Origin of the sequence: Leisingera sp. JC1 (genome assembly GCF_001679925.1) — a bacterium.
Taxonomy (GTDB): Bacteria; Pseudomonadota; Alphaproteobacteria; order Rhodobacterales; family Rhodobacteraceae; genus Leisingera.
Window position 1 is genome coordinate 28,958 of sequence record NZ_LYUZ01000035.1, and the last position, 23,816, is coordinate 52,773.

21 protein-coding genes are annotated in these 23,816 nt (G+C 64.0%); 6 read left to right on the forward strand and 15 right to left on the reverse strand.

From position 1 onward, the window contains the following. Window positions 1–2: 2 nt before the first annotated feature. The 11 genes from A9D60_RS04470 to A9D60_RS04520 all read right to left on the reverse strand — a co-directional run bounded on the left by A9D60_RS04470 (window position 3) and on the right by A9D60_RS04520 (window position 12,229). Window positions 3–1,346, reverse strand: coding sequence for a Na(+)-translocating NADH-quinone reductase subunit A (locus A9D60_RS04470; protein WP_065266494.1), 1,344 nt, complete (start codon window positions 1,344–1,346; stop codon window positions 3–5). Window positions 1,347–1,704: 358 nt separating this feature from the next. Then, window positions 1,705–2,829, reverse strand: a complete 1,125-nt coding sequence (locus tag A9D60_RS04475; RefSeq protein ID WP_065266495.1) for a mandelate racemase/muconate lactonizing enzyme family protein — start codon at window positions 2,827–2,829, stop codon at window positions 1,705–1,707. Continuing rightward, on the reverse strand, window positions 2,826–3,920 hold the full coding sequence (locus A9D60_RS04480; protein ID WP_065266496.1) for an alcohol dehydrogenase family protein: 1,095 nt from the start codon (window positions 3,918–3,920) through the stop codon (window positions 2,826–2,828). Before A9D60_RS04480 ends, A9D60_RS04475 begins: the two co-directional genes overlap by 4 nt. A 200-nt stretch (window positions 3,921–4,120) precedes the next feature. Then, on the reverse strand, window positions 4,121–4,360 hold the full coding sequence (locus A9D60_RS04485) for a hypothetical protein (protein ID WP_065266497.1): 240 nt from the start codon (window positions 4,358–4,360) through the stop codon (window positions 4,121–4,123). Between the two features lie 3 nt (window positions 4,361–4,363). Further along, entirely contained in the window at window positions 4,364–5,815 is a 1,452-nt protein-coding gene (locus A9D60_RS04490) for an aldehyde dehydrogenase family protein (protein WP_065266498.1), read from the reverse strand. Continuing rightward, a complete protein-coding gene (locus tag A9D60_RS04495) occupies window positions 5,812–6,966 on the reverse strand; it encodes an aromatic ring-hydroxylating oxygenase subunit alpha (RefSeq protein ID WP_065266499.1) in 1,155 nt (384 codons plus the stop codon). The genes A9D60_RS04490 and A9D60_RS04495 overlap by 4 nt, the downstream gene beginning before the upstream one ends. A gap of 96 nt (window positions 6,967–7,062) precedes the next feature. Then, window positions 7,063–7,977 (reverse strand): LysR substrate-binding domain-containing protein, encoded by a 915-nt coding sequence (locus tag A9D60_RS04500; protein ID WP_065266500.1) that lies wholly within the window; start codon window positions 7,975–7,977, stop codon window positions 7,063–7,065. Window positions 7,978–8,145: 168 nt separating this feature from the next. Then, window positions 8,146–9,096, reverse strand: coding sequence for a GlxA family transcriptional regulator (locus A9D60_RS04505; RefSeq protein WP_065266501.1), 951 nt, complete (start codon window positions 9,094–9,096; stop codon window positions 8,146–8,148). 73 nt (window positions 9,097–9,169) lie between these two features. Beyond that, window positions 9,170–10,159 carry a glycine betaine/L-proline ABC transporter substrate-binding protein ProX gene (proX, locus tag A9D60_RS04510; protein ID WP_065266502.1) on the reverse strand — a complete coding sequence of 330 codons (990 nt, stop codon included), beginning with the start codon at window positions 10,157–10,159 and terminating at the stop codon, window positions 9,170–9,172. Between the two features lie 39 nt (window positions 10,160–10,198). Further along, the gene (locus A9D60_RS04515; protein WP_065266503.1) at window positions 10,199–11,134 is read right to left on the reverse strand and encodes an ABC transporter permease; all 936 of its coding nucleotides are present in this window, start codon (window positions 11,132–11,134) and stop codon (window positions 10,199–10,201) included. Window positions 11,135–11,146: 12 nt separating this feature from the next. Next, window positions 11,147–12,229 (reverse strand): quaternary amine ABC transporter ATP-binding protein, encoded by a 1,083-nt coding sequence (locus tag A9D60_RS04520; protein ID WP_083194101.1) that lies wholly within the window; start codon window positions 12,227–12,229, stop codon window positions 11,147–11,149. A gap of 161 nt (window positions 12,230–12,390) precedes the next feature. On the opposite strand from A9D60_RS04520, the gene A9D60_RS04525 reads away from it, so the two are divergent. From A9D60_RS04525 to A9D60_RS04540, 4 genes are read left to right on the forward strand one after another with little or no spacing between them, the layout of a single operon-like run. Beyond that, window positions 12,391–13,101, forward strand: coding sequence for a GntR family transcriptional regulator (locus A9D60_RS04525; RefSeq protein WP_065266504.1), 711 nt, complete (start codon window positions 12,391–12,393; stop codon window positions 13,099–13,101). 8 nt (window positions 13,102–13,109) lie between these two features. After that, window positions 13,110–14,027, forward strand: a complete 918-nt coding sequence (locus A9D60_RS04530; RefSeq protein WP_065266569.1) for a dihydrodipicolinate synthase family protein — start codon at window positions 13,110–13,112, stop codon at window positions 14,025–14,027. 3 nt (window positions 14,028–14,030) lie between these two features. Next, window positions 14,031–15,530 carry an aldehyde dehydrogenase gene (locus tag A9D60_RS04535; RefSeq protein ID WP_065266505.1) on the forward strand — a complete coding sequence of 500 codons (1,500 nt, stop codon included), beginning with the start codon at window positions 14,031–14,033 and terminating at the stop codon, window positions 15,528–15,530. Further along, window positions 15,527–16,867, forward strand: coding sequence for an NAD(P)/FAD-dependent oxidoreductase (locus A9D60_RS04540; protein ID WP_065266506.1), 1,341 nt, complete (start codon window positions 15,527–15,529; stop codon window positions 16,865–16,867). The genes A9D60_RS04535 and A9D60_RS04540 overlap by 4 nt, the downstream gene beginning before the upstream one ends. A 100-nt stretch (window positions 16,868–16,967) precedes the next feature. On the opposite strand, the gene A9D60_RS04545 is transcribed toward A9D60_RS04540, so the two are convergent. The 4 genes from A9D60_RS04545 to A9D60_RS04560 all read right to left on the reverse strand — a co-directional run bounded on the left by A9D60_RS04545 (window position 16,968) and on the right by A9D60_RS04560 (window position 21,172). Then, entirely contained in the window at window positions 16,968–17,702 is a 735-nt protein-coding gene (locus tag A9D60_RS04545) for an SDR family NAD(P)-dependent oxidoreductase (RefSeq protein WP_065266507.1), read from the reverse strand. Beyond that, the gene (locus tag A9D60_RS04550) at window positions 17,699–18,433 is read right to left on the reverse strand and encodes an SDR family NAD(P)-dependent oxidoreductase (RefSeq protein WP_065266508.1); all 735 of its coding nucleotides are present in this window, start codon (window positions 18,431–18,433) and stop codon (window positions 17,699–17,701) included. Before A9D60_RS04550 ends, A9D60_RS04545 begins: the two co-directional genes overlap by 4 nt. A gap of 14 nt (window positions 18,434–18,447) precedes the next feature. Beyond that, the gene (locus A9D60_RS04555; protein WP_065266509.1) at window positions 18,448–19,551 is read right to left on the reverse strand and encodes a mandelate racemase/muconate lactonizing enzyme family protein; all 1,104 of its coding nucleotides are present in this window, start codon (window positions 19,549–19,551) and stop codon (window positions 18,448–18,450) included. Window positions 19,552–19,615: 64 nt separating this feature from the next. Then, window positions 19,616–21,172 carry a trimethylamine methyltransferase family protein gene (locus A9D60_RS04560; protein ID WP_065266510.1) on the reverse strand — a complete coding sequence of 519 codons (1,557 nt, stop codon included), beginning with the start codon at window positions 21,170–21,172 and terminating at the stop codon, window positions 19,616–19,618. Window positions 21,173–21,642: 470 nt separating this feature from the next. On the opposite strand from A9D60_RS04560, the gene repA reads away from it, so the two are divergent. After that, the gene (gene repA, locus A9D60_RS04565) at window positions 21,643–22,818 is read left to right on the forward strand and encodes a plasmid partitioning protein RepA (protein WP_065266511.1); all 1,176 of its coding nucleotides are present in this window, start codon (window positions 21,643–21,645) and stop codon (window positions 22,816–22,818) included. Further along, a complete protein-coding gene (repB, locus tag A9D60_RS04570; protein ID WP_065266512.1) occupies window positions 22,818–23,792 on the forward strand; it encodes a plasmid partitioning protein RepB in 975 nt (324 codons plus the stop codon). The genes repA and repB overlap by 1 nt, the downstream gene beginning before the upstream one ends. Window positions 23,793–23,816 lie beyond the last annotated feature (24 nt).

Consider the following 23,816-nt stretch of genomic DNA (forward strand, 5'->3'; position numbering starts at 1 on the left):
GCTCAGCCCTCCTTTTCAATCTTGGTCAGGCAGTCGCGCAGCGCCAGCCCGTATTCGTACTTGGCCGGGCAGGCAAAGCCGACGAGGCCCATGTCCTCTTCGTCGAGCTCCAGCGCACCCAGCGCTTGTGCGGTGTCGGTGTCCATCACCAGCAGCGCGCGCAGCAATTGCGTCGGCAGGTAGTCCTGCGGCATCAACTGCTCAAAGGTGCCGGTGGGCACCATCGCCCGGCGGCCGCCGTTGAGGTTACTGGTGAGGTTGAACAGTTTGCGGCTGAGGGCAGAGCCCAGCACCGGCTGCACCGCGTATTTGCCGCCCATCGGGCGAATCCAGCCCAGGGTGTGCTGCTTGCGGTCTTCTTCGATGATCGCAACCTGGCGGGCAAAGCGGCCCAGGAACGCCAGCGAACCAGCCGCCTGGCGGCCCGACAGGATCGAGCCGGAGATCACCCGCACCGGACCGTCCGAGGCAATCTCGCCACGGGTCAGCTCATCGGTGGAGGCACCGGTGACGGTGCGGACCAGACGGGGGCTGCGCGCGGCGGGACCAGAGACGGCAACCACGGTGGAGGGATCCAGGTGGCCGGTCAGCAGCAGGCGGCCGATGGCGATCACGTCCTGATATGAGACGGTCCAGACCTGATCGTCCGCGCGGACGGGATGCAGAAAATGGATGTGGGTGCCAGCCAGGCCCGAGGGATGCGGGCCGGAGAAACCTGCAGCCTCGACACCGGCAAGGTTGGCGCCCGGAATGCTGTCGCCCGTCTTCTGGCACAGATAGGTGGTGCCGTCGGTCAGCAGGGTCACGGCCTTCAGGCCTGCCTCAAACGCCTCAGCCGCATCATTGATGATCACGGCGGCATCAGCGGCCAGCGGCTCACTGTCCATCGCGGTCACGAAGATCGCGGCGGGCTTGCTCCCCGGCTGCGGCATCTTGGAATAGGGACGGGTGCGGAAGGAGGTCCAGAGGCCCGCGGCGCACAGCTTCTCGGTCAGGCCCTCGGCGGTGTCAGCATTGCCGGTGGCCGAGAAATCAACGCCGGTATCCTCGGCATCGGACACCGCGATCACCACGCTTTCCAGAACCCGGCGCGCGCCGCGGTTGATCGCCACGACCTTGCCGGTCACCGGCGCGACCATAAGCGCGGCCTCGGCATCCTTGTGGCAGAACAGCGGAGTGCCGCGCTGGACCTCCTCGCCTTCCTGCACCAGCATGCGGGGTTTCAGGCCCATGTAGTCGGGGCCCAGCACGGCCACCGAGGTGATGGAGGGGCCGTCGTGGATCACCTGCTCCGGTGCGCCTGTCACCGGCAGATCCAGCCCCTTTCTCAAGTTAAATGTCTTCATATTTGCGCTACGTCCCTCCAAGGCCGAATCCCGTGGCGGTTCTTACCCCGTTCCGGCAGCGGCGGCAAAGAAAACGCACAAAACGCCGTTTTCCGCACATCCGCACAGCCTGTCCTGATTTTCCGGCGCACTCGAATCAAATTCGGCACCGAATGGCAAGGCTGTGCCCCTGCCTGTTTCCCAATTTCCTGTGTACTGCGCGCTTTTATCAGATTGTTGGCGCTCACGCACTTCGGGAAACCGTCAAAGCAGACAGGCGGAAACGGCAACGCCGTTCCCGCAGGCTCCGCCGGGGCGGGCCAGTCCGGCAGCCAGTCTCAACACGCGGTTGAAACTGATTCTACCAAATACTGCGTATTCAGGCCTCCCAGACAGCCTGCGGCGCGCCCATCAGATCCCGGTCCACGGTGATCCCCAGTCCGGGCGCGTCCGGCACCAGCACGCCGCCATCCCGCACCGGCGCGTCGAACTCTGCCGTTTTCAGCGTCACCATATCGCGGCAGTCCAGGATGCAGCGGAGACTGCGCTCCGGCACCGTCGCGCCCAGATGGGCGATGGCGGAGAACGCCACCACAGACCCGACAGTGTCCTGCACGCTGACGGTCGCGCCCGCGGCCAGGCACATGTCGCGGTGCCGCCGCCCGTGGGTCAGCCCGCCCGCCTTGGAGATCTTGAGGCCGATACCGTCGGCCACGTCCTCCGCCAGCATCAGGGCGATGTCCTCATCCTGCTGCACCAGTTCATCCAGAATGATCGGCACGTTGCAGCGCTTGCGCAGCGACATGGTCTCACGCCAGGTCTTGCAGGGCGCCTCCAGCACGAAATCCAGCCCCTCCGGCAGCATCTGCAGCATCCGCAGCGCGGTTTCCGGCGTCAGCCCGCCATTGGCATCCACCAGAAAGAACTCACCCGGCTGCCGGTCGGCCAGCGACGCGCGGATGCGTTCGGCATCCAGCGCCGGACCGCCCTCTGCATCCAGCGCGCCGATTTTCACCGAATGACCCAGATAGCCCATCTCCCGGTGCTGCGCGACGCGGGCGCGCATGTCCTCGGGGCTGCCCGCATAGATCGAGGAGATCACCGGCAGGCGTTTGCCCGTCGAGCCGCCCAGCAACTCGCAGACCGGCAGGTTCACCGATTTGCCGAACAGGTCCCAGCACGCGAGGTCAATTGCCGACTTGGCGTGGTTGTGGCCCAGCAGCGCCTCATCCATCGCCTCGTTGATGCGGTCCATCTGCCGCGGGTCGCGGCCCAAGAGATACGGCGCAATCTCGGCAATCCCGGCCCGCGTGCCCAAGGCATGCGACGCAATATAGGTGGAGCCGAACGGCGTGCTTTCGCCCCAGCCCTCAAGCCCCGTATCGGTGGTAATGCGCACGAAGGACGCATCAAAGCTGCGGTACTCCCGCCCGCCCGACAGGGTGTAGACGCCGCCGGAATAGGGCAGGTCCAGCTGGTACAGCTCGATCTTCTTGATTTTCACCCGGACACCTCCGGGACCATCAGAACCAGCTTGCCGGTATGCTTCTTGCTCAGGAAGTCCTCCTGCGCGGTGGCGATCTCGCTCAGCGGATAGGTCTTGGCGACCAGCGGGCGGATTTCACCTGCTTCAATGTAAGAGATCAGATTGGTGAACACCTCATCCTCCTGGAAGGTGCAGCCCATCAGGGTCAGGTCCTTGAGGTAGAGCGTGCGCACGTCGATCTCGCTGATCGGCCCGGCGATGGCCCCGGCGGTGGTGTATCGCCCGCCCCGGCGCAGCACATCGAGGAACGACGGCCATTGCGGACCCGCCACCAGGTCAACCACCACGTCAATGGAGCCTTCGCCCAGTTCCTTGACCAGATCCGCGTTGCGGTCCACCACCTGGTCGGCGCCAAGCGCCAGAACTTCATCCGCCTTGGCGGCAGAGGACAGCGCAATCACCGTGGCACCGCGGCGCTTGGCCAGCTGCACGGCGGCAGAGCCGACACCGCCGGAGGCGCCGGAAATCAGCACGGTTTCCGCGCCCAGGCCAACACGGTGCAGCATGTTCTCCGCGGTGGAGTATGCACAGGGGATTGAGGCCAGCTCGGCATCGGACCAATCGCAGTTCACCGCATGGGTTTCGCGCGCAGGGGCCATCGCAAACTGGGCAAAACCGCCGTCGCATTCGCTGCCGAAGGTCCAGCATTCATAGGGACGGTAATCCACATAGGTTCGCAGCATGTTGCGCACCAGCACCCGCTCGCCGRTGCGGACAGGATCAACCCCCTCCCCCACCGCGGCGATATGCCCGCAAGCGTCGGCGCCTTGGATGCGCGGGAATTCMAGCGGCTTGCCGGACCAGCTGGCGTCATCGTCGTTGACGCTGTCAAACCCGCTGGCGCCGCCCGCGTTGGTGTCGGCATCGACCGCCTTGGAGTACCAGCCGATGCGGGTGTTGATGTCGGTGTTATTGATGCCTGCCGCCGCCACGCGGATCAGCACCTCGCCAGGGCCGGGCTGCGGCACCGGCACATCTGTGCGGTATTCCAGTTTTTCGATGCCGCCGTGGCCGGTCAAAAGAACTGCCGCCATTTTTTCCGGAATCATGTCCCGTCCTCCCTGCAAGCATGCTGCCCAAATGCGGGGACCGGTTTTGGGCTACTCGAACATGCAAATTCAAAAGCTCAGGCCTGTACCCCGTGCATGCAAATGAATGCGGCACAGGCCTTGGAATTAGATTGGCCGGCCCTCCCCTGCCGGCCAAAACAGGGCGCCTCCCCCGCGGAGGCAGCGCCCTGAAACTTGTCTCACAGCTCCAGCGGATGCGCGCGGCCTCGGTCCGCCAGGCGGCGGTTCAGTACCTTCGCTTCCGGCAATCCGGCCTCCAGCGCAAAGACAAAGGCGTGGGTCAGGTAGAAGCAGGCCGCGTCAATTTTGCCCGCCGCCTCCGCCTGGTCACCGGCCAGCGTGTACAGCCGGACCAGCTCTGCGCTGTCCTTGTCTTCATGCGCCTTCAGAAGTGCACGGTCGAGGTCTACGCGCTCCATCCCTCAGCCCTTCAGCGAGATCGCGATGTTCTTGGTGCGCACGTAGTTATACAGCGCCTCCAAACCCTTCTCGCGCCCGAAACCGGATTTGCCGACCCCGCCGAACGGGGTGGAGATGCCGCCCGCGAACCATTCGTTCACGAACACCTGACCGGCGCGCAGACGGTTCGCGACGCGATGCGCGCGCGCCAGGTCGCGGGTGAAGACGCCGGCCACCAGCCCGAACTCGGTGCCGTTGGCCATGGCAATCGCCTCGGCTTCGGTGTCAAACGGCGTAAAGCAGGTGACGGGGCCGAAAATCTCCTCCTGCGCGACACGGGATGCGGGGTCCACATCCGCCAGAATGGTCGGCGCCATGAAATAGCCCTCCCGCTCCAGCCGGGCACCGCCGGATGCCGCGCGGGCGCCGCTTTGGCGGGCGGTGGCAGCCAAGGTTTCGATGCCATCCAGCTGGCGGGCAGAGATCACCGGCGTGAGGCCAGGGTTTTCCAGCCCGTGTCCGACGCTCAGGCCATTTGCCAGCGCGGCGGCACGTTCGACTGCTTCGTCGTAGATCGAGCGGTGCACCAGCACCCGCGACATGGCGGAACAGACCTGCCCGGCGTTGTAGAAGATGCCGCTTTGCAGGGAGGACATCAGCGTGTCCAGATTGGCGTCCTCAAACGCCACCGCGGCAGATTTTCCACCCAGCTCCATCAGTGCAGGCGTCACCGGGTTGGCGGCCGCGCGCAGGATCGCCTGACCGGTCGGAACTGATCCGGTGAAGACGATCTGGTCAACGGCGGTGCTTTCCACCAGCCGCGCGCCCAGTTCTGCGCCGATGCCGTTCAGGATCGACACCGCCCCGGCCGGAACCTCAGCGCGTTCCAGCGCCACGCCCAGCATCGCCAGCGCCATCGGGTCCAGCTCCGGCGATTTGATGATCACCGAATTGCCCGCAGCCATCGCAGGCGCCAGCGACCGCGCCGCGATCGACACCGGAAAGTTCCACGGCACGATCTGGGCGGAAACACCGTAGGGCTCATAGACCGTATAGTCAGCGTAATCAGGGCCAAGCGGGATCGACTTGCCTTCGATCTTGTCGGCCATGCCGCCGTAATATTCGAAATACTGCGCGGCCTCTTCGAATTCATCATGCGCCGCGCTGAGGCTCTTGCCGCTTTCCCGGCACAACAGCTCCGCGCCTTCGTCCGCGATGCCGCGGATTTCAGCCGCGATACGCTGCATCAGCTGGCCGCGTTTGGCGGGTTTCATCGCGGCCAGATCGCCGCGCTCGAAACTTGCCCGTGCTGCCTCCAGCGCTTTGGCTAGGGACTCCTCACCCGCCAGCGCGCAGTCACCCACGTGGCTGCCGTTGCCCGGATCCTCGACGGCCATGCGTGCACCGCCGTCGCCTTCGACCCAGGAACCGGCCAGGAAATTCCTGGCCAGCCCGTCGTTCAGGAAAGAACTCATGCCTCGCGGCCCTTGGTCACCTGATCGGCCACCCAGGCGTGGAAGTTGTGGGTCGGCCCGTCCATCGCCGGCGAGAAACGGCCGCCGTCGAACAGCTCGCCATGGCGGCCCTTCTGCATGCCCTCGACAACAAAGACGTCTTCTTCGAACACGGTCTTCCACAGCTTGGCGTTCTCGGTGCGCAGCTCTTCCAGCTCCGGGGTCTCTTCCGGCGATTTGGAGTAGTAGAGCTCGATATGCTCGACGGTGTTTTCGGTGTCGACCGGTTCCAGGATAATCGCAAAGGCATGGTCGCGCTGCACACCCAGCAGGACGTTGGGGTAAACCGCAGTGTATTCGCCGCCCTCGTCCCACTTGCTGCTGAGGCCCTCGAAATCCGGGAACACTTCGTCGTTTTCGCCCTTCAGCTGGCGGTAAACCAGGGTGCCCTGGCCGGAATACTTGCCCGGCACCTCAATGTTGTAGTGGTCTTCCAGCCGGGAATAGCTGTTGAGGCCCGGATGCACCCACGGCAGATGATAGCTCTCGCAGTAGTTCTCCACTGCCAGCTTCCAGTTGGTTTTGACTTCCAGCTTGAAGCCGGAGTCTTCGCCGCCGTGATGCACCGGGGTGTCGAATTCCTTCCAGCGCTCCAGCAGGTCGGCATGGGCCTCCTCGAACTCCGGCGCGGAGCCGTCAACGTTCACAAACACCACGTCGCGCCAGACGTAGGAGCGGATGCGGACCAGGCCCAGCTCGTCCAGCTTGATGTCTTCATGCTTGTTGTTGCCGGGGCCGCCCACATGCGGGGTGGAGACCAGGCGGCCATCCAGGCCATAGCACCAGCTGTGATAGGCGCAGCGGATCGCGCCGCGGATCTTGCCGGCCTTCTCGACCAGGATCATGCCCCGGTGGCGGCAGGTATTCTGGAAAACGCCGATCTCGCCGTCCTTGTCGCGCACGATCAACAGCGGCATGCCCAGGAAATTCACCGGCTTCGCATAGCCCGGCTCCGGCACGTCCTTGCCAAAGCCGATACCGGACCAGTTGGCAAACAGCACCGAACGTTTTTCTTCGGCAAAGACGGCGGGGTCGATGTAATGGGCGTTCGGCAGGCCGTTGGCAACGTTGACCGGAGCCATCACCGGGGCAAGCGAGTCATGCTTGTTCATCTGGGGTCTCTCCAAGGCAGGAAAAAGATGTGCGCGTTCTGCGCCATTGAAGGCAGAGACCAGATTCACTCAATATCAGGAATTTTCGCGCTGAGGTTAGCTGAGCTCATCCGAGCTTCGATTGACCTCGCCAATCACCCATTTGCGAAGCAAACGGGCGGATTCCGACAATTCCGCGTCCGGCCGTCCGACCAGATGGAAGCCGTGCGGCGCCGCCAGAACATGCGGGCCGATCGGCACCAGCTGGCCGGTGGTCAGCAGTGGGTGCAGCAGCCGCTGCCAACCTAAGACCAGCCCCACCCCGTCCTGCGCCGCCTGCAGCGCTACGGCGTAGTTGTTGACCCGCACACCGGGCGCGATGGGGCCGTCATAGCCCAGCTGCTGGAACCAGTCCGCCCAGGTGGTCCAGCTCTTGTCGTCGGACTCCAGATGCAACAGCCGCTCTTGCGCCAGATCCTCCAGCGGGCAGCCGGTCAGCCGCTCCGCCAGTTCCCGGTTGCCGACCGGCACCAGATGGTCGCGGTAAAGCTCCGTCTGTTCCAGACGGGTATCGCGCTCGCGCCCGTAGCGGATGTAGAAATCCACATCCGGCATGCTGCGCAGCGGCCGGTCGTTGACGATCTGGTTGACGTTCACATCCGGGTTCTGCCGCCAGAACCGCACCACTGAGGGCGACAGCCACAGCGAGGCCACCGCCGATGTGGAGCCGATGGTGACGGTATCGCCGGTCTGCCGGTCGCGGATGGTCTTGAGGCTGAGGGAAATCTTGGAAAACGACGAGGCGAGGGTTTCAAACAGCGCCTCGCCCTCTTCTGTCAGCTCCACGCCCCGGTGCTTGCGCTGAAACAGCGGCGCCTGCAGCTCCGCCTCCAGCGCCTTGACCTGGTGGCTGACCGCACCGGGGGTGACGGACAGTTCCTGCGCCGCGTTCTTGAAGCTCAGATGCCTTGCCGCGGCCTCGAACGCGGCCAGGGTGGTCAGCGGCGGCAGGTTGTAATGGCGGCGGGACATCTGCGGCTCCTGGCATATGGCTCGGGTGAGTGATCCTCATTTCAATATGAGGAAAACATCTTTGAAGGCCAGACCGGAAATTTCAGGCGGGAGCCGTTTTCATACGATGAAACCGGCCATGAAAAATCGATTTTTCATGGCCGGAAACCGCGCCGGTTTCCGGCTGCCTCACTCGATCCGGCTGCGTTGCAGCATCGGGGTCACGTTGAAGGCGGCCTTGTAGACCCGTGAAAAGTGCCCTGGGCTGTCGAACCCGCAGGACAGTGCCACGTCTGTGACCGAGGCCTCGGTCTGGATCAGCAGGTTGCGGGCGCGTTCCAGCCGCATCTCCATCGAGTACTTTTTCGGCGAAGTGTTCAGGTATTTGCCGAACAGCCGCTCCAGCTGGCGGGTGGAGATGCCGATCTCCTCTGCAATGCGGGCGGGGGAGATGGGATCGCTGATGTGGTCATGCATCATCTGGATGGCGCGGGCCAGATGCGCGTTGCGCATGCCGTTGCGCGATTGCAGCGAAACCTTCTGTTCAGCCGTGGCATTGCGCACCGCGTTATAGACCATCTGGTCGGCAACCGCGACCGCCAGGTCATAGCCGTGTTCCCGCTCAATCAGGTGCAGCATCAGATCCGCCGTGGCAGTACCGCCGGAGGCGGTAACGTGTTTTTCGTCGGCCACAAACACGCTGCGCACCAGGTTCACCTCCGGGAACGCCTCCATGAAGCTGTCGTGGTACTCCCAGTGGATCGCTGCCTGCATACCATCCAGAAACCCGGCCTCCGCCAGCACCCAGGCGCCGGAGCACAGCGCGCCCACCGCAACGCCGCGCGCCTTTTCCCGCCTCAATGCCGCCAGCAGCGGTTTTGTCACATGATTGCGCATATGGATGCCCGAAAGGGCAAACAGGCGGTCGCTTTTCGGAGTCGCGTCAAACCCGTAGTGCACCAGCGTCACAGATCCATTGGAGCAGGTCGCGGTCTCGCCGTTTTCCGATCCGAACGACCATTCGTACAAGTCCTCGCCGCTGACAAGGTTGGCGATCCTGAGCGGCTCCACCGCGCAGGAAAACGCCAGATGCGAGAACTCCTCCACTAGGAGAAAGGCAAAATGCTGTGTCTTGGTCATGGCTTGCCCCAGAAAAGAGGGACTGCGCGAGGGGGTTGCCCCGCGCAGCCCGGTGGCACGGGTGTGCCTGCTATTATTCCGCTGCCGCGCGGGCCGCGTCCAGCCAGCTGTCGTAAGTTTCGCGGTTGGCCTCGATCCATGCGTCCACGTGGCGGTCGATGTCGTCCGAGCTGTCCTCGCCATCCGCAATCAGCTTGTTCTGGGCCGAGATGTCGTTGATGTCGATCTTGGCCAGTTCGAACAGCTTGGTCGCGGCCGGGTTGGCGGCCAGGAACTCATCGGTGGCAACAACGCGGATGCTGTCCACGGCGAAACCCAGGTCCTTGCCATTGAAGGTGGTGTCGCCGGCGGCACCGTCGGGCAGCGAGGAATAGGGCACCGCCAGGAACTCCACATCCTTGCCCGGCACCAGGGCGCCGGAGACCCAGTAGGGCGTCCAAGTGTAGTAGAGCACGTTTTCGCCGGCTGCGTTGCGGGCGATGGTGTCGGCGATGATGGCGTTATAGGCCCCCTGGTTGTGGTTCACGGTGTCGCGCAGGCCGAATTCACTCAGCTGATGCTCGATCACCCGCTCGCAGCCCCAGCCCGGCACGCAGCCGGCCAGATCGGCCTTGCCGTCGCCATCGGCGTCGAACATTTTGGCCTTTTCCGGGTCGGTCAGGTCGCCCAGGTTCTGGACCCCTGCATCATAGGCCGACTTGTTGACCAGATAGCCCTGCAGCGCGCCCTCGATCAGGGTGCCGACCTTCTCCAGCACCGCGTCGCCGCCGGACTCCTCAAAGAAGGTATGGTGCAGGGTATTCCAGTGCACCGCGGTGAAATCGGCGTCGCCGGTTCCCAGCGCCAGATGCACGGTCTGCGCCTCGACTTCCTGCGGCTCGGCCACCTCATAGCCCAGATCCTCCAGCGCGCGGAACAGGATGCGGTGCTGGAAGAACTCCTCCAGATAGGACTGGATCACCGGGCGCACGGTGACGCCTTCGCCGGGTTTCTCGCTGGCAAACACAGCGCCTGCCAGCATGGTCGAGGCTGCCAGCGCAGCCAGTGCGGTCTTCCTGAACATGAATAGGTCCTCCCTTGGGTGTTCAGATGAAAGTGAAAGTCAGTTTTTGCCGGCCAGGCGCAGCACCGCGCCGACCGGACCGCCCTGCCACCAGTGGCGGTGGCCGCGGTCACGACCCGACTGGCCCATTCCTTGCGTGATGCGGTCCAGCACGATGGCCAGGATCACGATGCCGAGGCCGCCAACCAGCGCCTTGCCCGCATCCAGGCGGCCCATGGCGCGCAGCACCTCGTTGCCCAGCCCCTTGACCGAGATCATCGAGGCGATCACCACCATCGACAGCGACAGCATGATGGTCTGGTTGACGCCGGCCAGGATGGTTGGCGTGGCCAGCGGCAGTTCGACCTTGAACAGAATCTGGCGCGGGCTGGCGCCAAAGGCGCGCGCGGCCTCCACCACAGAGGCATTGACGCCGCGGATGCCAAGGCTGGTGAGGCGGATCAGCGGCGGCAGCGCAAAGATGATCGTCACGATCACGCCGGAGACATTGCCGATGCCAATCAGCATCACAACGGGCACCAGATACACAAAGGCCGGGATCGTCTGCATGGTGTCCAGCACCGGCCGCATCGCCGCTTCGAACCGGTCGTTCTTGCCCGCCAGCACCCCAAGCGGCAGGCCGATGATGAAGCACAGGATCACCGCCGACACCACAATCGCCAGTGTGGTCATCGCCAGCCCCCAGGCGTTCGGCGACAAAAAGCCAAGCGCCAGCATCGACACGCCGACCAGAATAGCCACCCGGCGGCCCGCGGCCTGCCAGGCGATCAGCACCAGCAGCGCCAGCATAATTAGCGGCGGCACCGCATTCAGCGCAGTGTCGATGCCGACGATCATCTCGTTGAAGAACTTCTTCACCGGCTGGATCAACGCACGGTTGGCAATTGCCCACTGCTTGACCCCATCCGCCGATTCAGCCAGCCCCAGATCAACCGCGGAAAACGGGTCGAGGATGCTGTTGGTGTTTTCTGCCATGGTCTTGCCTCCTCAGATCGCTTGGCTGCCGTCGTCGCCGGCGTGGCCCTGGATGCCGCGCAGCAGGGCGTTCTTGGTAACGATGCCGATGGGCTTGCCATCCGCCTTGACCACCACCGGGTGCTGGGTGGTGATCGACAGGTTGACCAGATCGTCCAGCGAATGGTCGGGGTGCGCTTCCGGCCAGCTGCCGAGGTCGATCGGCCCCTGCCGCTGTTCGAAGGCGGCGACCGGCTCCATGATCTTGCCCGCGGAAATCAGCTCCAGCTTGGAAATGCCCGCGACGAAATCGGCGACGTAGTCGTCCGCCGGGTTAGTCACGATGTCCTCCGGCGTGCCGACTTGCACCAGCGCCCCGTCCTTCATGATGGCGATGCGGTCGCCGATGCGGATCGCCTCGTCCAGGTCGTGGGTGATGAACAGGGTGGTCTTCTTCATCTCCGCCGACAGCGACATGAACTTGTCCTGCAGCTGGCGGCGGATCAGCGGGTCGAGCGCCGAAAACGGTTCATCCATCAGCAGGATCGACGGGTCGGCGGCAATGGCGCGCGCCAGCCCCACCCGCTGCTGCATCCCGCCCGACAGCTCATCGGGGTATTTCTGGTCCCAGCCGTTGAGGTCCACCGCGTCGATGGCGCGCATCGCATTCTCGCGGCGTTCGCGCACATCGTGGCCGCGCACCTCCTGGCTGAAGGAGACGTTTTCTAGCACGGTGCGGTGCGGCATCAGCGCCATGTTCTGGAACACCATGCCGATCTTCTCCGCCCGCACCTCGCGCAGGTCCTTGGCGGACAGCTGATTCACGTCCTGACCTTCGATGAATAGCTGGCCCGAGGTCGGCTCGATCAGCCGGTTCACGTGGCGAATCAGGGTCGACTTGCCCGACCCCGACAGGCCCATGATGCAAAAAATCTCGCCCCGCCCGACGGTGAAGGTCGCATCCTGCACCCCCACCACACAGTCGAAGCGGTCGCGCACCTCAAGCTTGCCAAGCCCCTGTTCCTGCACGGCTTTCATTGCCTCATCAGCGCGGCGGCCAAAGATCTTCCACAGATTCCGGCAGTCAATCACGGCCTCATCAGGTTGCGTCGTCACCTGTTCCCCTCCTCCAGAAAACTTTCATGACATACAGCACATTTTTTCTCTGTACACAATTTGTATTTTCTCATAACACAGAATGAGCAATCAGGTTGCACAGACCTGTGCCGCCGGGCCATCCTGCCGGCACAGGTTCAGATGCAACGATGGAGACTGAGATGAAGGACGCGTCCAAAAACAGGAAAGCAGAGCTTTATGGCCACCTGAAAACGGCCATCATGACGCTTGCCCTGCGGCCGGGCGCCGATCTCGACGAATCGAAACTGTCGGAGGAGTTCCAGCTGTCGCGCACCCCGCTGCGCGAAGTGCTGCGCCAACTGGCGGGCGAAGGCTATGTCGATCTGCGGGAAAACCGCGGCGCGCGGGTCAGCGAGATGTCGCACATGACCCTGCGCGATTTCTTCCTGGCGGCGCCGATGATCTACGGCGCGGTGCTGCAGCTGGCGGCCAAAAACGCCACCGAGGTGCAGATCGCCGCGCTGAAGGCGGCGCAGGAGGATTTCAAAGCGGCGCTGCGCACCGGTTCCGGCGCTGACCGGGCGATGGCCAACAACCGCTTTCACGAGATCACCGGCGAGATGGCCGACAACATCTATCTCGCCCCCTCCTTTCAGCGTCTGCTGATCGACCATGCCCGCATCGGCATGACCTTCTACCGCCCCCAGGACCGCCAGATGGCGGACAACCTGGGCGAGGCCAGCACCCAGCACGACGCCATCATCGCGGCCATCGAGGCCGGCGACGAGGCGGCGGCGGGGCAGCTGGCGATTGACCATTGGAACCTGTCGCGCGACCAGATCGAGCTGTTCGTCATGCCCGCCGGGCTTGACGTGCCGCTGGGGACGGTGGCGCGCAAAACCCCTGCATGAGGACCCAGATGACCCCAATATTCCGGTTTGAGGGGATATACACCCCCGTCGTGACGCCCCATTTCGAGGACGGCAGTGTCAATTGGGACGCGCTGGCTGACGTCATCGAATACCTGATTGACGCCGGCGTGCACGGGCTAATATCCGGCGGCTCCACCGGCGAAAACTACGCCCAGACCGTGGAGGAGCGCATCGCGCTTGCCCGCTTCACCCATGAACGGCTGGCGGGCCGCCTGCCGCTGGTGGTGGGCACCGGCGCGATGCTGACCAGCGACTCCATCGCGCTGGCGCAGGGCGCCAAGGAAATCGGCGCGGATTCGATCCTGCTGGCCTCGCCCCCCTACTCGGTCCCGACCGACCGCGAAAACGCGCTGAACGCGCTGGCCATTGACAAGGCCGCCGATCTGCCGGTGATGCTCTACAACTACCCGCACCGCACCGGCACCATGATGGGCGAGGAGTTCCTCGACCGGGTCGGCCGTTCCCGCAACTTCTGCGGCATCAAGGAAAGCTCCGGCGATATCAACCGGGTGCACCTGCTGGCCCGCGACTACCCGCATATCCAGCTGGGCTGCGGCATGGACGACCAGGCGCTGGAATTCTTTGCCTGGGGCGCGCCCTTCTGGGTCTGCGGCGGCTCGAACTTCCTGCCCAAGGAACACGTCGCGCTCTACAATGCCTGCGTGATCGAGGGCAACTTTGCCAAGGGCCGCCGCATCATGTCGGCGATGATGCCCTTGATGCGCGTCCTCGAACAGGGCGGCAAGTTCATCCAGACCATCAAGCACGGCGTCACCATGAACGGCATCGAAGCCGGTGCCATGCGCGCGCCGCTGAAGGGGCTGAACAAGGACGACAAACGCGCGCTGGAACAGGTCGTACGGGTGCTGAAACAGAAAATCGCAGATATCGAGGCGGAGGGTTAAGGAATGACTTTGCTTACTCAGGACGAATACAAATCCATCGCCGCCAATCTGGACCTGCCCACGGGCGCGTTCATCGACGGCAAGTTCTGCCCGACCGCGTCCGGCAAGACCTTTGAAACCGTGAACCCGGCCACCGGCGAAAAGCTGGCGGATATCGCCTCCTGCGGTGCCGCGGACGTTGATTTCGCGGTTGAAAAGGCGCGCGAGGCCTTCGACGATGGCCGCTGGTCCCGCCTGCACCCGTCAGAGCGCAAGGACGTGCTGATCCGTCTCTGCAAGCTGATGACCCGCAACGCCCATGAACTGGCGGTGATGGAAAGCCTCGACAGCGGCAAGACCATCTATGACTGCGAAACCGTCGATGTGCCGGAGACCATCCACTGCCTGAAATGGCACGCGGAGGCGATCGACAAGATCTATGACCAGGTGGCGCCAGCGTCGGACGATCACATCGCCATGGTGGTGCGCGAGCCCATCGGCGTGGTCGGCCTGGTGCTGCCCTGGAACTTCCCGCTGCTGATGCTGGCCTGGAAAATCGGCCCGGCTCTGGCCGCAGGCTGCTCCCTGGTTGTGAAACCGGCGGCGGAAACCACCCTGACCGCGCTGCGCGTGGCCGAGCTGGCGATGGAAGCCGGCCTGCCCCGCGGTGTCTTGAACATCGTGCCCGGCGGCGGTGCCGATGTGGGGGAACCCATCGGCCGCCACATGGATATCGACATGGTCTCCTTCACCGGCTCCACCGTGACCGGCAAGCGCTTCCTCACCTATTCGGCGGAGTCGAACGCCAAGGAAGTGGTGCTGGAGATGGGCGGCAAGAACCCCGCCATCGTCATGGACGACGCCGAGAACCTGGACCGGGTGGCATCGCATATCGTCAACGGCGCCTTCTGGAACATGGGCGAAAACTGCTCCGCCTCCTCCCGCCTGATCGTGCACAAGGACGTCAAGGCAGAGCTGCTGGAGCGCATCGCCCATCACGCCAAGGCTTGGAACGTGGGCGATCCGCTGGACCCGGAAACCCGCATGGGCGCACTGGTGTCCAAGGCGCATTTCGACAAGGTCTGCAGCTATCTGGAGCAGGCCGAAAACGTGGTGCTGGGCGGCAAGGCGCATGACGGCGCCTTTGTCGAGGCAACCGTGGTCGAAGTGCCGGGCAATGACGCGGTGCTGGCGCGCGAGGAAATCTTCGGCCCCGTCCTGTCGGTGATCGAGATTACCGGCTTTGACGAGGCCATCCGCATCGCCAATGACACCGAGTACGGCCTCTGCGCGTCGATCTTCACCGCCAACGCCAAACGCGCCATCCGCGGCGCCCGCGCCATCCGGGCAGGCACGGTGACCGTGAACAGCTTTGGCGAGGGCGACATCTCCACCCCCTTCGGCGGCTACAAACAGTCGGGCTTTGGCGGCCGCGACAACTCGGTTCACGCCCACGACCAGTACACCCAGCTGAAAACCATCTGGATCGACCTGGCCGACGACGCAGACGAGGCCGTGGATTGACCGCCTACACCGCCAAACGCCTGCCCCGGCAGACCGGCGCGGCGGGATGGAATGCCATCCTGCCGCCGCAGGCCGCGCTGCCGGTGCTGGAAAGTGATCTGACCGCCGATGTGACCATCATCGGCGGCGGATTTGCGGGCCTGTCCGCCGCCCGCCGCCTGCACCAGCTGGACCCCTCGCTGAAGGTGGCTTTGCTGGAGGCCGGGCGCTTTGCCGAGAGCTCCGCCGGGCGCAATTCCGGTTTCATGATCGACCTGCCGCATGATCTGGCCTCCGACAATTACGCCGGATCGGGGCTGGAGGCGGACAAGGCCGCGATTGCCTTTAACCGCAGGGCCATCGGGTTCGCCAAGGGCGTGGCGGAGGACTGCGCCCTGCCGCAGGAGATGTTCGACCCCGCAGGCAAGATCAACGCCGCCGCCACCCGCGCCGGCGACCAGCACAACCGTGATTTCGCCGCCCATCTGGAGCGGCTGGGCGAGCCGCATCAGCTGCTCAGCCAGCAGGACATGCAGGAGCGCACAGGCAGCCCGCACTACACCTCCGGCCTCTATGCGCCCGGCACGGTGATGATCCAGCCCGCCGCCTATATCCGCGCCCTTTCGGCACATCTGGCCGGGCAGATCAGCGTCTTTGAAAACACCCCCGCCACCGGGTTTGAAAAACAGGCGGATGGCTGGTGCGTCAGCACCCCCAAGGGGCGCATCAGCACCGGCAGAATTATCCTCGCCAACAACGGCCACCTGGAAAGCTTCGGCTTCTACCAGCGCCGCCTGATGCACATCTGCCTTTATGCCTCGATGACCGAGCGGCTGACGCCGGAGCAGATCAAACGCCTGGGAGGCACACCGCGCTGGTCGGTCACGCCTGCGGACCCGATGGGCACCTCCGTCCGGCGGATTTCCGGCTCTTACGGCGACCGCATCCTGGTCCGCACCTGCTCCAGCTTCCACCCGACAATCGAGACCAGCGACATGCGCCTGCGCAACGCCGGCTGGGTGCAGGACCGCAAGTTCAAAGAACGCTTCCCGCAGCTGCAAGGTGTCAAGATGGAACACCGCTGGGCCGGGATGCTCTGCCTCAGCCGTAACGGCTCCGCCGCGTTCGGCGAGCTGGACCAGGGCGTCTACTCCGCCTGCTGCCAGAACGGCCTCGGCATCGCCCGCGGCACGCTGCAAGGCATGGGCATTGCCGAATTGGTGCTGCAGGGCGGATCACAGATCGCCAGCCATTTCCTGGCCCAGCCGATGCCGCCCAAACTGCCGCCTGAGCCCTTTGCCTCGCTCGGCGCCAATACCTACCTGATGTGGAAGGAATGGCGGTCCGGCAAGGAATAATGGCTGGGGGCTCTGCCCCCCCCGCCTGCGGCGGCTCCCCCGGAGTATTTTTGCAAAGGTGAACAGGGGGGCCGGCTTTCTATCTCCAGCCACCTTCGGTTCAGGGCAGGCTCAGCTTGGCCATCCGCCCGCCGTCGACGGTATAGACCTGGCCGGTTATGAAGCCCGCATCCTCTGACGCCAGGAAGGCCACCAGCGCCGCCACCTCTTCCGGCTTGCCGGTGCGCGCCACCGGGTGAATGCCGGCAATATCGCGGCGGAAGGCCTCCGGATCCGGCATCCCTTCGATGAAATCCATGTTGAGCTCGGTGTCGATCCAGCCCGGCGCCACCGCGTTGCAACGAATGCCCTCGTGCCCGTGATCCACCGCCACCGCGCGGGTGAGCCCGTGCAGCCCAGCCTTGGAGGCGCAATAGGCGGCGTGGCCGGGGTTGCAGCCCAGCCCCTCGATAGAGCCTGTGTTGACGATGCTGCCGCGGGAAATACGCAGATGCGGCAGCGCTGCCTGGATCATCAGGAACGGCGCGGTCAGGTTCACCGTCAGATTGCGCTGCCAGTCGGCGAGGGTCATGTCCTCGACGCGCGCCTCCTGCATCATGCCGGCGTTGTTGACCAGCACATCCAGCCCCCCTGCCCTGCCGGCAACCTCCGCCACCACCTGCGCCGGGCTGTCCGGGCCGGTGAAATCCGCCGGGATTGCCTCGAACTCCGCATCCGCGCCGCGCTGCGCGGTGAACACCCGCGCGCCCTCGTCCCGCAGCCGCCGGGCAATCGCCAAACCGATGCCGCTGCGCCCGCCGGTGACCAGCGCAACCTTGCCCTGAAACCGCATCATGACACCGGTTTCCCGCCATTCACCTCCACCAGCGCGCCGCACATGTAGCGCGCCGCGTCCGAGGCCAGGAACATCACCACATCGGCGATATCCTCCGGCTCGGCGATCCGGCCCAGCGGAACGCTCCTGCCCAGCTCCGCCACCGCGGTCTCCGGATCAAAGCCCCGCTTGGCAAAACCGGTCCGCAGCATCGGCGTGTTCACCTCATTCGGGCAAACCGCGTTGATGCGGATGCCCTGATGCGCGTGGTCCATCCCCATGCACTGCGTCAGCGAGGCAATTGCCGCCTTGGTCATGCAGTAAAGCGCATGGTTCGGCCCCGGGTTCCTGCCGCCCCAGCAGGACGCGGTGTTGACGATGGCGCCGCCGCCATTGCGCGCCATGATCGGGATCGCCGCGCGGCAGATGCGGAACGGCGCCTCCACGTTCACTCCCATCGACAGGTCCCAATCAGCGTCCGAGGTCTCGGTCACCGGGCCGCGGGTGATGACGCCTGCGTTGTTGATGACGATGTCCAAACGCCCAAGCGCCAGATGCGCGGCTTGCGGCAGTGCGTTGGCGTATTCGGCATCCAGCAGATCGCCGGGCAGATGCGCCTCAGCCTCGATTGCGCTGGTATCCCGGTCGGCAACCGCCACCTTTGCCCCCGCTGCCTGCAGGCGCTGAACGATAGAGGCACCAATACCTCCCGCCGCGCCGGTGACCAGCGCGCATTTTCCCTGAAAATCCATATTTCCTCCCGAAATCAGAATGATGCCACCGGCGCGCCGAACCGGCTTTCATCCGGGGTGATGCCCAGGCCCGGCCCCTGCGGAACCGCGATATGGCCGCCCTCGATGCGGATGCCGTTTTGCGTGTCGTAGTTGCCCTCGATGTATGGCGCCGCCAGCCAGACGCCCTCCAAAAGGCCCGGCTTCACGGTGGCGCCGATCTGGGTGCAGGCCGCCGCGATGATGTCGCCGCCCCAGCTGTCATCGCAAGTATGCGGCAGGTTGCGGGCCTCGCAGATGTCGCGAAAGGCGCGCATCGGATGCAGCCCGCCGATCCGGGTGACCTTCATCCCGAAACCATCCACCAGCCCGGTGCCCGCCGCGGTGATCACCGTGTTCAGGCTGGTGCTGTTTTCATCCATATACAGGCCGTGGCTGATCTGCGGCCGGATTTTTTGCAAATCTTCCAGCGTGTTGCAGGGCTGCTCCATGATAAAGGGCACATCGAGGCATTCCCGGCTGACGCGCAGCGCATCGCGCGTGGTCCAGCCGCGGTTGCCGTCCACCGCCAGACGCATTCCCGAGCCGCCGATCTTCTCCCAGACCTTGCGGATGGTTTCGATGTCCAGCTCCACCGGCCGCCCGCCGACCTTCACTTGCAGGCGGGGATAGCCCTCCGCCAGCTTCTCTGCCGCCAGCCGCGCGATCTCATCCGGCGCTCCAACACCGGTGGCATAGTAGGACGGCACCCTGTCTGTGGCCGCGCCGCCCAGCAGGGTTGAGACGCTGACGCCCAGCTGCCTGCCCAGAAGGTCATGCGCGGCAATATCAATGGCGGCCTTGGCATAGTTGTGACCGTTCAGCAGCCCGTCCATGCGCCGGTGCAGGGTCACGGGCGCCACCTCGGCGCCAATCAGCCCCTCCGCCATCGCAATCAGCGCCGCACGGGCGCCGGCGGCATGGGCCTCGGCATAGGTGGGGCCAACCGGGCAGGTCTCGCCCCAGCCCGCCTGGCCGTTCTCCGCCACCAGCTTCACCAGCGTCGTGTCCAAGGCCCAGACCTCGGCATTTGCCATGGTATAGGGGCCGTTTTTCACCGGCAGATCGTGCTTGTAGATATGGATTTCCGCGATTTTCATTTATGCACCTGAAGAAAAAAGGCCCGCCCATATTCATTGGGGCGGGCCAGTCGGGGAGGAGAGATCAATAGCTCTGGTTCAACTCGTCGGCGGCAGGAATTTCCCTCTCGCGCCGTGCGATGTAATCCAGCAATTCTTCGTTCTTGGCCTCGTCCAGCTTCGGTTCCTGGTATTCCGCCAGCAGCTTCTTGGCGCGGGTCAGGGCGCGTTCGGTGATCTCGACGCTGCCTTCGGCCTGCCATTGCTCGATTGAGTTGTTGTCGAACAGCTCCGGCATGAAGAACGCCTCCTGGAAGTTCTCCTGCGTATGCGGGTGGCCTAGGTAGTGGCCGCCGGGGCCGACATCCGGCACCGCGGCAATGGCCTGGTCGAAATCGTCCCACTTGGGGCCTTCCGCCATCCGGTAGGCCATCGCGCATTGCTCTGCATCGACGATGAACTTGGCGACAGAGCAATGCATCCCGGCCTCGTTCCAGCCCGCCGAGTGCCAGATGTAGTTTGCGCCCGCATGGATCACTGCCGACAGGGTGGTGGCGGATTCATACCCCGCCTGCGCGTCGAACGTCTTGGCACCGCCCAGCGTGTTGGAGGTCCGCCACGGCACATCGTAGTAGCGCGCCATCTGGCCGATCATGAAGTTCATCAGGCTGATCTCGGGCGTGCCCGCCATCGGCGCGCCGGACTTCATGCTGACGGTCGACAGGTAGTGGCCATAGATCGCCGGGGTGCCCGGGTTGCAGACCTGGGTATAGGCCAGCGCCGACAGCGCCTCTGCGTTCAGCTGCGCAACCGAGGCTGCAACAGAAGCGGGGGTATTGGCGCCGCCCAGAACAAAGGGTGAGCACAGCACCGGCTGGCGGCGGGCGCCAAAGGCACGCATGGCGCCCAGCATGGTCTCATCCCAGACCAGCGGCGAGTTGCCGTTGCAGTTACCGGTGGTTACGGGATTGTTCATGATGAACTCTTCCCCGAACAGGATGGCGCACATGTCCATCACGTCCTCGGCGTTCTTGGGGCTGGTGGTCATGCCCATGAACGTCTTGTCGGAGTATTTCATCGACGAATAGGTGATCCGCAGGTGGCGCTGGCTGATCGGATGGTCATACGGCTCGACGATGTGGTGTGCCGAGGAATGCAGGGCCGGCATCATATGCGCCAGCTTGTGGAACATCGCCAGGTCGTCCAGCATCGGGTTGCGGCGCACATCGTCCAGGTCGCGCAGGAACGGCGCGCCGGTCATCGGCACAAAGATCGAATGCTTGCCGCCCAGGCGCACGTTCTTTTTCGGATCACGCGCGTGATAAGTGAAATCGCTGGGAATGGTTTTGATCAATTCCCGCACCAGGCCGCGGTCGAGGTAAACCAGTTCGCCCACGACCTTGGCGCCGGCGCGTTTCCAGTCCTCCAGCGCGATGGGGTCGCGGAACTGGACGCCGACGTTCTCCAGGATATCCATCGAGGCATTGTCGATCTTTTCGACCTGGCCGCCGTCCATCACCTCGCACAGCGGGATGTTGCGGGTCAGGCCCGGCAGCATGTCGAACTTGGGGGCGGTGCGCAGGGCGCGGCGGGCGTTGCGTCCGCCGGAGCGTGCGCGGGTGGCAGTGGCTTGCTCAGTCATGGCAGGGGTCTCCTTTGACAGTGAGTTTCACCAAATGAATCGGGTTTCACCTGCAGGATTGCGAAATCCGGTTGCAGAAACCGACACTCTGTCCGGCGGAACCGGCCTTAGGTCAGGACCCGTGAATCCCGCACAAGGCGCAGAACATGCAAACAGACCCTAAACCTGCAGATTTTCCGGGAATCTCCCTGCCTTAACGACTCGCCGGCCGCACCGGTCTTGCGCATCATGCATACCGCAGCGAAAAATTATCCACAGGCCGTGAAACCTCGTCCGAAGGATCACACTACTTGCAATTTCAATGACTTGCGGTAGTTTCATTCGAAAAACACCATGCAAGGCGGGGAACCGGCTAGCCCGTCTGCAACCTCTAACTGAAGGAATCTATTGCACAACTGCGTTCGCATTGCGTATAGAAACGATAAATAAAGCGCTGACGCAAAACAGCGTTACTATCGAGAGGGCAGCAGGTGGCAGTAGCACTCCACATCAATCAGCGTATCCGCGAGAACGCGGAGAACCTCAGTGCGGCCCTCAACAGCCACATGCTGGCCAGTTTTGCGCCGGATGCAAGGAAGGAATTGCGCCTGTTCAGCGCGGGCGAAGCGGCCGAGATGCTGGGGATCTCTCCCAGCTTCCTGCGCAAGCTGCATTTTGACGGCAAATTCCCCGAGGTGCACACCACGCCGGGCGGCCGCCGCCATTATTCCGCCGCCGACCTGATGGAGATGCGCAAGATCCTGGATGCCGCGGCCAAAACCCCCGGCACCTACCTGCGCGGCCGCCGTGAGGGCGACAAGGTGCAGGTGCTGTCGTTCCTGAACTTCAAGGGCGGATCGGGCAAGACCACCTCGTCCATTCACACCGCGCAGCGGCTGGCGCTCAAGGGCTACCGGGTGCTGGCGGTGGATATCGACCCGCAGGCCTCGCTGACGACGCTTTTCGGCTACCGTCCAGAGGTCGATTTCCTCGAAACAGGGACGATTTATGACGCAATCCGCTATGATGACCCCCTGCCCCTGCGCGACATCATCCAGGAAACCTATTTCGCCAATCTGGACCTCGCTCCCGGCGGGCTGATCCTGCAGGAATTCGAACACGAGACCCCGCAGGCGCTGATCAACAACGTGCAGCCCGCGTTTTTCTCGCGCATGGCGGCGGCGCTGGAGGAGGTCGAGAAGGATTACGACGTCATCATCTTCGACTGCCCGCCGCAGCTGGGCTATCTGACGATGTCGGCGCTCTGCGCCTCCACCGGGGTGATCATCACCGTGGTGCCGAACATGCTCGACATCGCCTCGATGTCGCAGTTCCTGCAGATGTCAGCCGAACTTCTGGACGTGGTCTCCAACGCAGGCGCCGCGCTGGAATTCGATTTCCTGCGCTTCCTCATCAACCGTTACGAGCCAAACGACGGCCCGCAGCAACAAGTGGTTGCATTTCTGCGGCAGCTGTTCGGCGAGGAAGTGATGGTCGCCCCGATGCTGAAATCCACCGCGATTTCCGACGCGGGCCTGACCCAGCAAACCGTCTATGAGGTCGAAAGGTCCATGTTTCACAGGTCAACCTACGACCGTGCGGTCGATTCACTGAATCAAGTTAACGATGAAATAGAATCGCTCCTTCAACAAGCATGGAGGCGTTGATGGCACGCAAAGGCATTCTCAGCACGGCACTCAGCAGCCCGGCAGCATCCGCTGGCGGGCCGAAACCCAAAATGATGCCCCGCGGTGCGGTCGGGGCGCTGCAATCCTCGCTCAGCAAGCTGCAGGAAAGCGCGGTGCAGGAAATTGACGCCGCGCTGATCGATGACGCGGGCTACGAAGACCGGCTGGGTCTGGACGGCGCCGCGCATAACCAGTTGAAGGAGAGCCTGCGGACCTATGGCCAGCAGGTGCCGGTGCTGCTGCGCCCCCACCCCAAGGCGCCGGGGCGGTTCGAAATCGTCTACGGACGCCGCCGCCTGATGGCGCTGCGGGAACTTGGCATGGCCGTAAAGGCGATGGTGCGGCAGCTGGACGACCACGCGCTGGTGATGGCGCAGGGGCAGGAAAATACCTCGCGCCTGGACCTCAGCTTTATCGAAAAGGCGTCCTTTGCGGCACAACTGCAGGACGGCGGCTATGACCGGCAGACAATTGCCGCGGCGCTGTCAATCGACCTGCCGATGGTCTCACGGATGCTGAAGGTCGGCACGGCGTTTGAACTGCCGTTCCTGCGGGCAATCGGCTCCGCCCCCGGGATCGGCCGCGACCGCTGGATGCTGCTGGTCAAGCTGTTTCAGGACCCCGCCGCTCGGGCCCGGGCAATCACCCGGACCAACCGGCCCGATTTCACCACTTTTGACTCCGACGGGCGGTTCGAGGCGGTTCTGACCCATGCTCAGGGCGTGAGCCAGGAGGTGAAAGCCCCCCCTGCCCCGCCAAAGACCCGCGCCCTGCCCGGCAGCAACGGCGCTGAGGTCGCAGGCATCAAGACAACCGCCAAGGGCATCACCCTGACGATCTCCGGCAAGCACGCGCCCGGCTTTGACGCCTGGTTCGACGAAAACGCCGAAGAGATCATGGCAGAGCTTCACGGCCGCTGGCAGCAAGACCAGCCCGAGCAGCCGGAAGACTGAGCAAGAGCAGAGAAAACAGGACAG